Source organism: Sediminibacillus dalangtanensis (genome assembly GCF_017792025.1).
Lineage (GTDB): Bacteria > Bacillota > Bacilli > Bacillales > Amphibacillaceae > Sediminibacillus > Sediminibacillus dalangtanensis.
Genome location: NZ_CP046956.1, coordinates 1480760 through 1494935, shown reverse-complemented (window position 1 = coordinate 1494935; position 14176 = coordinate 1480760). Strand labels below are relative to the sequence as shown.

The following is a 14176-nucleotide window of genomic DNA, read 5'->3' as shown; positions in this document are numbered from 1 at the left end:
AGGAGCTGAAACCGATGGGGATACGGGTTTTTTTAGCTGGAGATTCAACTGTATGTAATTATGATAAGGATCGAGCTCCACAAGCAGGCTGGGGCAGGCCCTTCCCCGCTTCTTTAAAGCGGGAGTTGTTGTCATCAATCGGGCAGTTGGAGGCAGGAGCTCCAAAAGCTTTATGACAGAAGGCAGACTGGATGAAATCAATCGTGATCTGCAGCCAGGCGATTATTTATTCATCCAGTTCGGTCACAATGACAGCAAGCCTGAACCCGAAAGACGTACAGATCCATTCACTACCTATCAAGATTGTTTGAACCAGTATATTACTGTTGCGAGACAGAAACAAGCCTTCCCTGTTTTACTGACTCCGGTTCAACGGCGGAACTTTTCAGAAAACGGAAGGCTGCGGGAAACACATGGTGATTACCCAACTGCTATGCGGGAACTGGCACGCATGGAATCAATACCGTTGATTGACCTAACCAAGGAAACGACTGTCCTTTTGGAAAAATTAGGAGATATAGAATCCAAAAAATTGTTTATGTGGGTAGAACCAGGTGCGTCGAAAAATTATCCAGACGGCTTACAAGACAATACGCATTTTAACGAACAAGGTGCAGAAGAAATAGCCAGAGTGGTCTGTAAGTGCTTAAGAACAATGAAACTGCCGCTGGCTGACTATCTAATATTTCCAATAAAGGAAGGAGGGATCGGATGAGTATCGGAGTACTGGCCCATTTGATGGGAAAACAGCCATGGGATATGTTGGCTGAAAAAGTAGGGAAAGAAGGTTTTTCGCATGTTCAGCTTGCTTTGTGGAAAGCAATTGATTCACCGAACTTCCACTGTCCCGGATATCTAAGTCCCGGGCTGGCAAGGAGCATCCATGCAGCATTTAAAAGGCACGGTGTTTCCATCTCTGTTCTTGCCTGTTATCTGCATCTGTATGAGAGAGATCCGGAACAACGACAGGAGAACCTGGAGCGTTTCAAGGAGCTGATACGTTACGCACCGTTCTTTGACTGTTATGTGGTGGCGGCAGAAGTTGGAAAAATGCCCGGCGGCTTTATCCCGGAAGACTGGGAAGTTTTAAAAGAAAGCTTGGAATTGCTTATTGAAGAAGCAGAAAAGCATGGGGTTTTTATCGGGATCGAGCCAGCGAACGATCATTTGATCGGGGATGCGGAAACGCTAGAAAGAATGATGGAACAGCTCCCGTCGAGCAACATAGGTGTCATTTTAGATCCGGGAAACTTGCTGACGGCCGAAAATGTCAGCAGGCAAGACGAAGTAATTGAACAAGCCTTCAGACGTTTGGGTACTAAGATTCTCGCTTGTCACGCAAAAGACAGAATCATTGAGAATGGTCAGATGGTAACAGTTCCTCCTGGCAGCGGCCACTTGAATTATGATCTATATTTTCAATTACTCCAACAGTATAAGCCGGAAGTCGATATAATCATGGAAGCTGCCAACACGCCCGAACAGCGGAAATTCTCTAAAACCTTCCTGGAACAGAAACACAATCTAGCAAAAACGGGCGGCTCCTGTCAGTAAAGCAAACTAGATAAATAGATTGTGATGGTAACTGTAAACATACTTAGAACGGTGGAAGCAAGAACGGTTTGTGCAGCCAAATCCGGCTCGTTCTTGTATTCTTGCGCGATTATCGCACTGTTCACAGAGCTTGGCATTGCCGATGAAACGAGCAGCGCCTTGGCAAGCAATCCTTCATAACCGAGGCACCAAATCAAAACAACCGCTAAGGCTGGTCCAAGAGCCAGCCTTACTGCCAAGCTGACATACACTACCATGAGTTTAGGATGGAATGTCAATTGAGCTACTTGTGCTCCCAAGGTCAACAATGCCATTCCAATCATAGCGTTGCCTATATATTCTCCCGGTTTCAGCAAAAAAACAGGTAAATCAACCTCAAAAACATTCAATAAAATCCCTACAGACATTGCATAGATAGCAGGCATGCGCAACAAGCCGAGTAAAGCCTTCCACTTTCCTTCGTTGACCGCCTTCAACGAAAAGATACCGAAGGAATAGGACAGAACATTTTGAAAGGTCATGACGATCACTTGAATAGTGGCTGCAAGCGGATCTTTAAAGGCCAAATCGTTGACCGGAATGCCATAGTTTCCAGAATTGTAAAGCAGGACGCTGTTGGTAAATACCCCTTCTACACTTTTACTGTATCGCCCCATTTTCGCAATCATTTTAACAATCAAATACAAACCTGCAATGAATAGAACGAAAAAGCAAAACACTTCCCAAAGAATATGTAGAGAGTATTCAGACTCATAGAGATTGATCAAAACAAAACCCGGGCTCAGAAAATAAATATTAAGCTTTGCGAGTGTATAAAGATCTAAGGTGAACAGTTTGTGCAGCCATACCCCAATCCCGATGAGAATGAACACGGGGAGGATGATATTCAAAAATATAAAAATCATTTCCATAAAAAGAACCACCTATTTATATCCTCAATTTTTGCCTTTTGAAAGATTTTTTCGCCTATATTATTGCCTTTAAAGCATGCTTTTGAAAGATAACAAACTTTTCGGAGCGTCCTCCAGAGATTATCGAATGGTAGTACAGCAGTTTTGTCTGGCCATAGAAGTTCACTAAAATAGTAAACAAATAGTTTCCGATCATACAAAAAACATGGTCTGCAGAAGTCGCCTTCCATCAGACCATATCCATCAATCATTATGAGGCTGCTCTCTCGACGGTAAGTTTTGTTTCCTCAATCTGATCAAAACACTTCCATGACAGCCACATATTTAAATGGGCGAACACGGTTAAACCGAACAGGGGAATCAAACCAGGGAAATAAATGAAAAAGTAATAGGACGATAACCCGACGACAAGCATTAAGACAAGGTTGGCAGGATGAAGAAATCCAATAATCAGCGCTTGTTTGATGTATCCCAGGATTTTCAAGTCGTAATGTACAAACACTGGAAGAATATACATCAGCAAAATCATATAAACCAGGCCAATCATAATCATCAGGTAATCCATTAGCGAGTAAACCCAGCCTTCAAACTCCCGGAAAAAATGAAGATCAAAATACCATATAGCACCCATCCCCGCCAACAGCCAAGCCAGCCCATTTGCTCGGAAAAATTCCTGGCGATAAACGCTCCAAAACGTACGGAGGAGTGGCGCATCCTCGGTGAGCATATGTTTGCGGGCAACGGCATACATAGCTGCCGTACTCGGCGCAAGCCCAAAAACAACTCCACCGAGCAAAGTGCAGCCGATCCATAATATGTTGAGCAAAGCAAAATGGGTTACCCATTTACAAAAAGCCATGACGCCATTCAACAATCTTCCTACCTGCATAGCTAACCCTCCCTGATTCTAACCTTACCTCTTTTTGTCCGATTCCCTGTCGACTAACTGCTTACCGTTTGCTGGCTCAACAAATCTTCAATGCGGACCGGCCTGTTTTCCTTGGCCGACCTCCAAACCGCTTCTCCGAGCGTGACGGCATACGCGCCATCCTTGCTTCCCGATAAAATCGTATAAGGTCTTTTAGGGTCTTCTCCCATAAAAATATCCTCTTGAATGACCGGATCGCCTCCGCCATGGCCTCCATCTCTTTTCACTACATGAATCGTTTCTTTTGAACCGAACAATGGAAAATATTCTATCGTTTGTTCTGGTACAGGAAAGGGCACCCTTGACGGAGCATGGAATTCAGTGGTTTCTATCCGTCCCTCTGTCCCATTGATGGCCAGCCGATATCCCTCATAAGGCAAAGAAAAATTGATTGAATAGCTTAATAAAGCACCTTTATCATACTTCACTGTCGCTGTATAGGTATCTTCTATATTTATCGCAGAGTCAAACACGCACTGGTCCGGTCGATAACCGGTATAAGTGTCTTTCCTCGCTTCATCTGAATCAATGTGGTCATCCTGAACGATCACACTGTTACTCCGCGAATTCCATCGCATGTAATAGGAACAATCATGCTTGACTTCACAGGTTTTGCAATGCCTTCCGTCTTCCTTTAATGGATTGTGCTCCCCTTCCGGGCCATAATAATTCAATGCGCCAAAAGCAAAAGCTTCCATTGGTTTTTGGTCGAGCCACCAGTTTACTAAATCAAAATGATGAGAGCTTTTGTGGATGGAAAGCCCGCCGGAAAATTCCCTCATCCTGTTCCAGCGCTGAAAATAACTGGAACCATGATAGGTGTCAATATACCAATTCAGATCCACCGAAGTAATCCGTCCTACCTTACCAGCCATGATCAATTCTTTGATCCGCATATGGTAAGGGCTGTAACGATAATTGAACGTTACCGTGACCTTGCCCTTGCTTCGAGCTTCCGCCTCCATTACTCGTTTACTATCCAGAGCAGTGGTCGTCATCGGTTTTTCCGTAATCACATCTATATCCTTCTCCAACGCTTTCAAAATATAGTCAACATGCGTATCGTCCCTGCTAGCCACGATGATGACATCCGGCTGGGTTTCCTTTACCATTTTGTCAAATTCCGTTTCTCCATACTCCGGGACATGTTCTATTTCAGGGAATTCCGACTTACAGACGGCAAATCGCTTGGCGTCCGCATCAAGGAGGGCTGCCAGCTTGCTAGTAGCTGCGAAACGCTCCAACATCGGTTTGATAAACATGCCCATAGCACGTTTACTTACCCCGCATACTGCAAATTTCCTCATATTTCCCCCTCCACTTCCTTTATTTACAAGGCCGGTAACAGTTCTTGCATCTCCATACTGGCCAGGACAAACGCACCAACACCATGTAAATCGTTTTCCGTTTTCGGACGATTGATATAGTGCTGGTAATCTCCCACACCGGTCCCGATACATATTTCCGGCATGATAAATCGTCCATTCTCGTCAAACTGCATGCGCTCGATCAACCCTCTATACCCTTTAACTGCATATGGCAGGTAACTTTCATCAAGATGGCCACCCCGGATAGCTCGCGCAATCGTATACACGAACAAAGCGGAACAAGACGTTTCAATCCAGTTGCCTGGATGATCCGGTTTATCAACCACCTGGTACCATAAGCCCGTTTTCTCATCCTGATAGCCGACTAGGCTTACCGCCAGATCACGCAAGGCGGAGGATACCTCCACTCTTGAAGCATGGCTTTCCGGCAGAAAATCAAGGATTTCATTAAATGTAATGCCATACCAGCCGATAGCTCTTCCCCAGAATTCTGGGGATTTCCCTGTCTCTTTATCCGCCCATGGCTGCTTTCTGCTTTCATCCCAGGCATGGTGGTACAAACCTGTCTGCTGATCCCTCGTATGTTTTCTCATTAGTCGCTCTTGTTCCAATACCATTTCCAACAGTTCCGGTTCATCGTATTTTTCACTGTAATTCATGGCAAAAACACCGCCCATATAGAGACCATCAAGCCACATTTGATAGGGATAGCCGTCTTTATGCCAAAATCCGCCGTCTGAAGTCCGGTTTAAAGTCGGAAACATGTTACGCAATTTACCAGCAGCCGTCCGATAACGGGAATCATCCGTTTGCTCATCCAGTTCAAATAACAGCAAACCGGCCTGAATGGCATCCAGTTCTTTGCGGTTCCACAAGAAGTTTCCATTTTCATCAATATTATAATCAACATAGGCTTTTATATATTTTTCGTAGTCTTCCCCCCCAATATGTGCTTTCAACTGCCGCATACTTTCCAGAAACACCCCTTGATGGTAATGCCAGCGGCCGTCGGGGGGCAATTCGGCCGGTTTATAAGCAGCCATAAGAGAGTCACACGCAGCCTTTGCCCAGTCTAAAGGTGTTTTTAATGGACTAGCAGTTTTTGATTGATTGGTTGTAACCACCACAGAACACTCCTTTTATAAATGCTTAAGATTTTAGTCCACTTGTACTGATTCCATCGACAATGTAACGCTGGAAGAGGAAGAAAATCACAAATATCGGCACGATACTAAGAGTTGACATCGCAAACATCGCTCCCCAATTCGTAACGGAGTTAGGATCTGAAAACAGCTTCAATGCCAAGGAAACCGGATACTTTTCTGGAGTAGATAAATAGATCAGCGGTCCCATAAAATCATCCCATCTCCAATAAAAAGAAAAAATCGCCGAAGTCATCATTGCCGGTACAATCAACGGAACAATAATTCGATAGAAAATTTGAAAACTATTACATCCATCTATCTTCGCTGCTTCATCAAGTTCCGTCGGTATAGTGCGGATAAACTGCATGATTAAAAAGATAAAAAATGGGATTCCGAAAAATGTCGGCAAAATCAACGGCAAATAAGTATCAATCCAGTTAAATTTGTTAAACATGATATACTGGGGAATCATTACCATTTCAAACGGCAGCATCATCGTCAGCATCATACAAACAAACCATATGTTCTTACCGGCGAATTTCACCCTGGCAAATCCATAGGCAATCAAAGTAGAAGATAATATACTGCCAATGGTAGCCACAACAGAAATGATTGCCGAATTGATAAAGAATGTACTGAAGGAGATTCCACCAAAACCTTTCCAGCCGGTGATATAATTTTCAAAATGCCAGCCTTCGGGTATCAGGGAATGGGCGTCAACAAACACACTGGAGCTCTCCTTCAGGGAACTGCTGACCATCCATACGAGCGGATAAATCATAATCAGCGTGAACACAATCATGACCGTATGCTGCACTATCTTTTTCCATTTTTTATTTTTCATGCCCACTTCTCCTTTCCTTATTTAGTATCCGATTCATAATGAACCCAATGGGGTGAACTTTTGAAAATCAACGCAGTGAAAATGGCAATAATGACTAGCATCACCCAAGCCATAGCAGAGGCATAACCCATATCAAAGTATTCAAACGCACGCTGGTACATGTACAGGACATATAGCAACGTACTGTTGACTGGTCCGCCATTCGTTACGACAAAACTCGGTGTAAAGGCCATGAATCCTTGGATTACCTGCATAATCGTATTGAACAAAATAACGGGTGTCAGTAACGGTATGGTGATGATGAAGAATTGTTTAACCGGTCCAGCGCCATCGACACTAGAAGCTTCGTAATAAGTTTTCGGTATGTTACGGAGGCCAGCAAGAAAAATCAACATCGATGAACCAAACTGCCATCCATATAGCACGATCAAGGTCCAAATTGCCGTATCAGGGTCCCCCAACCAAGAATGGGTCGGTAGTCCCAGTGCACCTAAAATCGAGTTGACTGCACCATCATTCCCGAAAAGTTGTCGCCACATAATCGATACGGCGATACTGCCCCCTACCACAGATGGCAAATAAAGAAGTGTCCTGTACAAACCGACCATCTCAACGATTTTATTCAAAGCCATCGCTACCAAGAGTGCAAAAACGAGACGAATCGGAACGGCAATCCCTGCATAAAAAAAGGTCACTTTCATCGACTTCCAAAAGGTTGGATCATCGGTAAACATCCGTACATAGTTATCGAGTCCGATCCAACTGGGCGTGCCCATCAAATCATAGTCAGTGAAAGACAAATACAAGGAATACAAAATCGGAAAGATTGTCAACGTAAAAAATCCCAGCAAAAACGGTGATATGAACAAATAACCAGTTGTGTTACGGTTGTCTTTCTTCACCTTGCGCCGGGCAGGCTTGAGCGGCTCCATCTGCTTAAACTTTTGTTTGGAAGACACTTCGGGTACGGTTGTTGTGGTTTGCTCTTCTCTTTTCGGTAACATTGCCCTCACCTCTTTTGTATATTATTGAAGAGAATCAACATACGTCATGTTATCCGACGAGTGCCGGAAGTGAACAATTAAAAAAATCAAATCAGGAAGATGGCCCTGATCACCTCGCTCAGGGCCATCTCTTTTTGCTTATCTGGTTAAAATCGATGTTGCTTTCTCTCTAAACTGGGCTGCGCCTTCCTCTGGAGATAGTTCTCCATACATAACAAGCTCATCGACTTCCTCCAAAGCAGCTAATACTTCAGAAGACTCAGGCGGGAAGTTGGAATCGATAGGAGAGCTGTTCTCTGTCACCAATTCGATGTAATCGAACACCTTCTTATCCGTCTCGCTCAAGTCATCAGCCATCTGGTTGCGAATGTCTTCTTTAATCGGAACCCCTCTGTCAGATCCGCCTATTTTGTAAACCTCGATGTTATTAGTAAAGAAATCGATAAAACGTACTGCTTCTTCCTTATGCTCTGAGTTTTCACTAACTGACCAAAGCATTGCCGGTTTTAAATACATTCCTTCCGTATTGTTAGCCCCTGGCAACAATGTCATCTCCAAATTGCGGTCACCCGCAGCACTGGTCAATGCGGTTGCCTGGTTGGACCACCTGAAATCAAAAGGTGCTTTTCCGTGGACAATTAATTCATCCTCGACCCCTTTTATTTGCTGGATGGTATCATAACCAGGTGCCACTCCGTCATCTACCAGCTGTTTGTTCAAAGTGAAATAATCAGCAAGCAACTGGTCATCATTATATCCTAGATCTGTGCCGTCCTCGTTGAATAACTTATAACCTTTTTCCCGCAAGTAATATTCAAATAAATTCTTTGGTTCCATCAACCTTGCCCCGAATTCCCCTGTCTCTTCGTGTACCTTTCTCGCAGTAGCAACGTAATCGTCCCACGTCCAGTTTTCGTCAGGAATTTCCGCACCTGCTTCTTCCAACATATCGGTGTTGTAAAAGGCTGTTAATGCATTTGTCCCTGTAGGAATTCCAAGCAGCTTTCCTTCCTTCTTACCGGATTCCATTACTGTATCACTTACACCTTCGACATTGATTTGGCCACTTTCCACGTATTCAGTTAAGTCTGCAAGCAATCCCTTGTCTGCATATTGATTGAGGTATTCTCCGAAGTTTTGCTGCATAATATCCGGAAGATTATTACCTGCAGCTTGTGCGGCCATTTTTTCAAAATAGCCGTCAAATCCGGTGAATTCTGCATCAATCTTAATGTCCGGGTTTTCTTCCTCAAACTTCTTGATAATTTCTTGTGTTTGGTCATGCCTGCTTTGAGATCCCCACCAAGTCATCCTTAGTGTCACTTGATCCCCGTCTTCTCCACTGTCATCGCTTCCGCCCTCACCCGACGCTTCATCCGATCCTGAACATGCAGATAAAAACAAAACGAAGGCCAACGCCAAACTCCATAACAAGCTTTTCTTCATTTTTCACATCTCCCCTTTGTCTTTGAAAGCGCTTTCTATAGCTTAATTCCATCATAATGCAAGCCTTGTTTGTAAAAAATAAAATTTTCAGACATTTATGTACAAAAAACAGATATGATCCTTTATCAAATGGCTGATTGTTTTCTTATAATTAAGATAGAGCAAATATTTCTGTAGCGAGGGATTTTCCCACTTCAAGGGAAGTCAGGATAAATTCAGTGTGCAGTTTATACTGATTGTGGTAAAGCATAAAAATGACAGAATCACGACTTATAAAAAGACGGACTGGTCCTTTGCTGGCCCAGTCCTAGTTTTTAATGGAATGCATTTTATATTCGGTAGGTGTCATTCCCGTATGTTTTTTGAAAACCTGCCCGAAATAACGCGGGTTATTACCGAAGCCTACCGCTTCTGCGACTTCGAATACTTTGACTTGCTCTGTCTCTTCGATTAACCTTTTTGCTTTTTCCATTCTCCGGTTAATCAAAAAGTTCGAAAAACGTTCTCCCTTCTCCTTCTTGAACAGCTTTCCCAAATAGTCAGGATTCATATAAAGCACATCCGCAGCAATTTTGGAGAGCGACATCTCCTCTTCAGCAAGATTGTTTTCCACATAGCTGATCACCCTGCTAATAATGTTCGTCTGGGTTTGTTTTGTCCGTTCATAATGGTAAGCGGTAATTTCTTCTGCGATTTCACTGATATATTGTTTTATTTCCCCAAAGCGATTGTATTGCTGAAATAAAATGATTTGTTGGAAGTATCGATCCATAGCTTGCTGGTCCGCTTGCCGTATGATGGACATGTATAATTCCAGGCAATGGGATTTCACCAATCCCACCTCAAGCTTGCGATGATGAATATCATCAAAAAAATCACTTAAATAATGGCGCATCGCTTCTGTGTTACCACTCCGGACTGCTAATAACAAATCTTCATGATCGTATTGCAATTCTTTAAATCTGGCATCGTCTGCTTCCCCAATATCCTGGACAGTGATAATACTGCCGTCGGCAAGATAAAAACGCTGGGTCAAGCAATTGATCGCTTCATTGTATAACATCCTCAATTCATTGATCGTTCCTGCGTTACTGATTGCCGTTGTGAATGTCTTTTGATAGAAGCTTTTATAGGTCTTTTTCATTTCTTTTAAGTATTCAGATAATTCCGTCACCGGCATATCTTCCAGCAGGAGGACAATCCGTTCACCGATGGTAGTGGACATAGGGACCGACTGCTGTTCCCCCATCCGTTCGGTGACCATTTCCTTCAAGGCAAATTGTTGTTCGTATTCGTGTGCTCCATCGACAACCAGTACTAGCAGCCGGAAAAGTTTGGAGGTTGTTTGCAGTCCGAACATTTGACTGTAGGTTTCCCAATCCTGAAGGCTGTAGCTTTTATTTGTGATATAATCTTTCAAAAATTGTTCTTTCGCTTTAGGCATCACTTTTTGTAAGTGACTTCTCATTCTTTCTAAAAAATCCCGTTTCTGATTTTGTTCATCTAAATCAGCTACTACCTGGTTCAGCGCATCCTCGATTTTCTTTTCATTGCTCGGCTTTAACAAATAGTGCTTAACGTTACACTCCATAGCTGTTTTAGCAAATTCAAATTCGTCGTATCCAGATAAGACGATAAAACGAATCTCTGGATATTGACGATGTACTTGCTGAATCAATTCCACCCCGTTCATTCCCGGCATTTTGATATCCGTAATGACAATGTCCGGCGGATTTTCCCTAATCAGCTCAAAAGCCATTTGGCCATTCGTAGCCTTTACTTGTAATGATGTGTTGCAAGAAGACCAGTCAACCAGTGCGGCTATCCCCTCCAGAATATTAATCTCATCGTCGACCAACAGTACACGATACAAACTCTTCACCCCACCATATTCGGAATTAATATTTTCACCCTTGTTCCTATATCCACTTGACTTTCAATCATGATGCCGTATTCCTCACCAAACATCAGCTTGATGCGCTCGTTAATGTTTTTTAATCCTATTCCCGAGCTTTTCGATCGGATTTCCCCTTTATAAATTCCTTCCAATTTATTTTCTTCGATTCCCGGACCGTTATCTTCCACTATAATTTGCAGATTTTCATCTATACGCTTAAAACGCACGATAACCCGGCATGGTGTTACCATCTCTTCTAATCCATGCTGAATCGCGTTTTCGACTATTGGCTGAATAGTCAACTTTGGAATTTGACAATCTTCGAATACTTCCCAATCGCAAAGCGTAAATTCCAATCTGTTTTCATAACGATACTTTTGGATGGTGACATAATTATTAACAATCTCTAATTCTTCCTTTATGGTGATCATCGCTGCCTTCTTGCTGATAATGTTGCGCATCATATTGCCAAGTGCTTCGGCCATGACCGAGATTTTTTCCTGTTGGTTGATTTTGGCGAGCCAATTGATTGAGTCCAGTGTGTTATAAAGAAAATGGGGATTGATTTGTGCCTGCAGTGCTTTATATTCCGTTTCTTTGATAATCAATTGTTTCGTGTAGTTTTCTTTGATGAGTTGATTGATTTTATCCAGCATAGAACGGAAATTGACATGTAGCTGGCCAACCTCGTCATTATAGTATTTTTCCGGAACGGTGGCTTGTTCTTCGAAGTCACCCTCTTGAACTTGCTTCATCCTTGCAGACAATTCTTCCAAAGGTTTAGATATATTCTCTGCAGCTTTCCTGCTCAGCAGGATTGTCAGTGTAAGCATGAACAGAAAACAAATAATCATAATTCGTTTAATCGTTTGAGACTGCTTGGTAATATCGCTGAAGGGGAGTAAATGAAAGTAAGTGAGCTTGGAAAAACGGGAATGCTTGTATGTGAGTAAAAAGTCTTCACCAGAAAAATCCACCACTTTGTAACCGCTGTCATTTACGTTATCAGGCAATTCTTGAACGTCCAGCCCGTTTCCCTTGTTTTGGTAATAGATTTCTTTTCCGTTGGTCACGATGAAATTTTTATTTTTAGAAAAATCCAGTGTCTGGTCGACAAACTTGTTCATATCTACCGATACGATAAGAATCCCCATATTGGCAAGACTGACATTTTCCTTTCTCCGGATCAGCCTCGCTGCCGAAATCCCATTTTTCCCTTCTATCTTGGACCACGTATTGGAACCCTGTGACGCGTAAACAAGCTTGCGTATTTTTTCCGCGTCGTTTTCTATTTTTGTATCATAACCGGTCGTGTACTTCTCCCCAAACCGGTCGATCACCTGGATGGAAGATATGTACCTTTCACTTGAAGCAAAGGTAAGCAGTCGCTCCAACAAGTTTGCTTTTGTTTTATAATCTTCAAATCCCAGCTTTCGCTCATTGATCGTTTCCATGTACTCCTGAACGAGAGAATCCGTGCTGACTTGAAAGGTCAGGTTTTCGATTTTTTTCAATTCTTCGTCGATGACAGTGGAAGATAATTGCAGCATATCAGCAGACTCCTGATAGATACGCTCTTCGTATAGCTGAGTAAAATAATGGTAGGTAATCATTCCGATTATGCAAAAAATCAATAAAAGCAGTAAGGAAATCGAAAATATTTTATTTTTTATTTTAATACTGCTGTAAAAAGGACGAAATCGCATAACATCCCCCTGTCAAGCGTTTACATTTACTATTATTATAGCATCTTTCATCGAACAGGTAAGATGGACTTTTCTCTCTATTTTTATCCTGCTTTCCAATCCTGCTTTTGCCGTTTTGTTTTTCTTGTCATTTGGTAGATAATTATGCTTACCATAATAAGACCGACAAATTCCCCCACCGATGCTGCAAGAGAACCACTGATGCCATTCCATGCTGGGAACAGCCGGACAAACAGCCAAATACTCAGAACGACAGTGACCAAATTCAAAAGCTGAGCAATGAGCATTTTCCTCGTTTGCCGGTGCAACATAAGGAATCCATTTAAGAAGTCGACCCATGGAAATACGAGCGTTTTAATGATGAAAAATTTCATCACCGCCAGTGTTGACTCGGCGAGTTCACCATTTGCCCCCATGATCGTTTCCATGAACCAGTAACCAGCTGGTGTATAACAAAGCAGTAAAAGAAGCAGTGTCGGCAGTAAACTGACTGCTCCCATAAACCGTACAACCTTCTGCTTATTCGTTTCGTATAATTGCAGGACGAGTTGATGTGTGTACATAAAGAAACTCATTAACATCTGGGTGATGCTGTAAGCAAGAGCAAAGGATGCAATCCCTAATTCCATGTTTTCCGTTTGGGCCAAGAATACATAGATAATAGGAATCAAAATCGTTTGGATAAGAAAATAAAAGACGAGCGGCATATAAAATTGGGAAATTTCTTTCATCGAAAGTGGCTCAACCTGTTTCGGATAGTGGGTTGTCAGAATTCGTTTACCTTTCCAGACACTGATGCCACATTCCATAATCATTCCTGTCAAAAAAATGACCGAACCGGTGACGCTTTTTACATAATCGAATGCGACAAACAAATAAGCAATGACAAACATAGCCACCAGTCGGATAACGACCCCGATGGTGAGCCACTTTGTCTGCAAGTGGTTGATGATGATTCCTTGATATATCCCGCGGATTCCTGAAAAAATAATTACTACCGCGATTACTGTAAAAGCTTCTGAAATGGTGTGAACCATATTCTCGTCTGCGTTAAAAAGTTTAACATATACCCAGTCACCCATTGAGCTGAAAGCCATTGCCATACTTAATCCGATAATGACGGCAAGTATATAAACCATGAACAGCCACAGCTTCCGGAATGCGAGCCTGTCATTCACCAAAGCGGAACATGTCTGCCGGAAAACGATGACGGGGCGTTCAATAATCCCGAACAGTGAAAACGCCACCGCGTAACAGGCTATAATAAATGCTGCATGTTCGCCACGACTTAACGTACCATTAATGATCACATGCGTGATTGATGTCAAACTCGCCGAAAAACCAAGCGGAATAAAAAATCCTGCCAGTTGCTTGTAGCCGAATCGGTCAGATTGTTTCTTCACTTCAAGCCGC

General features: G+C 42.7%; 12 protein-coding genes. 2 read left to right on the top strand and 10 right to left on the bottom strand.

All coding sequences use genetic code 11. The features are described from left to right. Window positions 1-88 precede the first annotated feature (88 nt). The gene (locus tag ERJ70_RS07555; protein ID WP_309507445.1) at window positions 89-715 is read left to right on the top strand and encodes a rhamnogalacturonan acetylesterase; all 627 of its coding nucleotides are present in this window, start codon (window positions 89-91) and stop codon (window positions 713-715) included. After that, complete coding sequence (locus ERJ70_RS07550) at window positions 712-1554, top strand: sugar phosphate isomerase/epimerase family protein (protein ID WP_209368331.1); 843 nt, start codon at window positions 712-714, stop codon at window positions 1552-1554. The genes ERJ70_RS07555 and ERJ70_RS07550 overlap by 4 nt, the downstream gene beginning before the upstream one ends. Here ERJ70_RS07550 and ERJ70_RS07545 read toward each other — a convergent pair. The 10 genes from ERJ70_RS07545 to ERJ70_RS07500 all read right to left on the bottom strand — a co-directional run bounded on the left by ERJ70_RS07545 (window position 1548) and on the right by ERJ70_RS07500 (window position 14166). Then, window positions 1548-2465, bottom strand: coding sequence for an AEC family transporter (locus tag ERJ70_RS07545; RefSeq protein WP_209368330.1), 918 nt, complete (start codon window positions 2463-2465; stop codon window positions 1548-1550). The two genes, ERJ70_RS07550 and ERJ70_RS07545, sit on opposite strands and share 7 nt — an antisense overlap. A 250-nt stretch (window positions 2466-2715) precedes the next feature. After that, a complete protein-coding gene (locus ERJ70_RS07540; RefSeq protein WP_209368329.1) occupies window positions 2716-3354 on the bottom strand; it encodes a YesL family protein in 639 nt (212 codons plus the stop codon). A gap of 53 nt (window positions 3355-3407) precedes the next feature. After that, entirely contained in the window at window positions 3408-4700 is a 1293-nt protein-coding gene (locus ERJ70_RS07535; RefSeq protein ID WP_209368328.1) for a Gfo/Idh/MocA family protein, read from the bottom strand. 23 nt (window positions 4701-4723) lie between these two features. Further along, window positions 4724-5845 (bottom strand): glycoside hydrolase family 88/105 protein, encoded by a 1122-nt coding sequence (locus tag ERJ70_RS07530; RefSeq protein WP_256439081.1) that lies wholly within the window; start codon window positions 5843-5845, stop codon window positions 4724-4726. Between the two features lie 25 nt (window positions 5846-5870). Continuing rightward, the gene (locus ERJ70_RS07525; RefSeq protein ID WP_209368327.1) at window positions 5871-6710 is read right to left on the bottom strand and encodes a carbohydrate ABC transporter permease; all 840 of its coding nucleotides are present in this window, start codon (window positions 6708-6710) and stop codon (window positions 5871-5873) included. Between the two features lie 17 nt (window positions 6711-6727). Continuing rightward, window positions 6728-7642 carry a carbohydrate ABC transporter permease gene (locus tag ERJ70_RS07520; protein ID WP_209369203.1) on the bottom strand — a complete coding sequence of 305 codons (915 nt, stop codon included), beginning with the start codon at window positions 7640-7642 and terminating at the stop codon, window positions 6728-6730. Between the two features lie 210 nt (window positions 7643-7852). Further along, entirely contained in the window at window positions 7853-9160 is a 1308-nt protein-coding gene (locus ERJ70_RS07515) for an ABC transporter substrate-binding protein (protein WP_209368326.1), read from the bottom strand. A gap of 307 nt (window positions 9161-9467) precedes the next feature. Next, entirely contained in the window at window positions 9468-11033 is a 1566-nt protein-coding gene (locus ERJ70_RS07510; RefSeq protein ID WP_209368325.1) for a response regulator transcription factor, read from the bottom strand. Between the two features lie 5 nt (window positions 11034-11038). After that, on the bottom strand, window positions 11039-12763 hold the full coding sequence (locus tag ERJ70_RS07505; protein WP_209368323.1) for a sensor histidine kinase: 1725 nt from the start codon (window positions 12761-12763) through the stop codon (window positions 11039-11041). An 83-nt stretch (window positions 12764-12846) separates the two neighbouring features. Next, window positions 12847-14166, bottom strand: coding sequence for a multi antimicrobial extrusion protein MatE (locus tag ERJ70_RS07500; RefSeq protein WP_209368321.1), 1320 nt, complete (start codon window positions 14164-14166; stop codon window positions 12847-12849). Window positions 14167-14176: the final 10 nt, after the last annotated feature.

Coding starts and splice junctions, on each gene's coding strand:
- ERJ70_RS07550 (WP_209368331.1), top strand. CDS start 712: ATGAGTATCGGAGTACTGGCCCATTTGATGGGAAAACAGCCATGGGAT.
- ERJ70_RS07505 (WP_209368323.1), bottom strand. CDS start 12,763: ATGCGATTTCGTCCTTTTTACAGCAGTATTAAAATAAAAAATAAAATA.
- ERJ70_RS07515 (WP_209368326.1), bottom strand. CDS start 9,160: ATGAAGAAAAGCTTGTTATGGAGTTTGGCGTTGGCCTTCGTTTTGTTT.
- ERJ70_RS07545 (WP_209368330.1), bottom strand. CDS start 2,465: ATGGAAATGATTTTTATATTTTTGAATATCATCCTCCCCGTGTTCATT.
- ERJ70_RS07540 (WP_209368329.1), bottom strand. CDS start 3,354: ATGCAGGTAGGAAGATTGTTGAATGGCGTCATGGCTTTTTGTAAATGG.
- ERJ70_RS07525 (WP_209368327.1), bottom strand. CDS start 6,710: ATGAAAAATAAAAAATGGAAAAAGATAGTGCAGCATACGGTCATGATT.
- ERJ70_RS07535 (WP_209368328.1), bottom strand. CDS start 4,700: ATGAGGAAATTTGCAGTATGCGGGGTAAGTAAACGTGCTATGGGCATG.
- ERJ70_RS07520 (WP_209369203.1), bottom strand. CDS start 7,642: ATGGAGCCGCTCAAGCCTGCCCGGCGCAAGGTGAAGAAAGACAACCGT.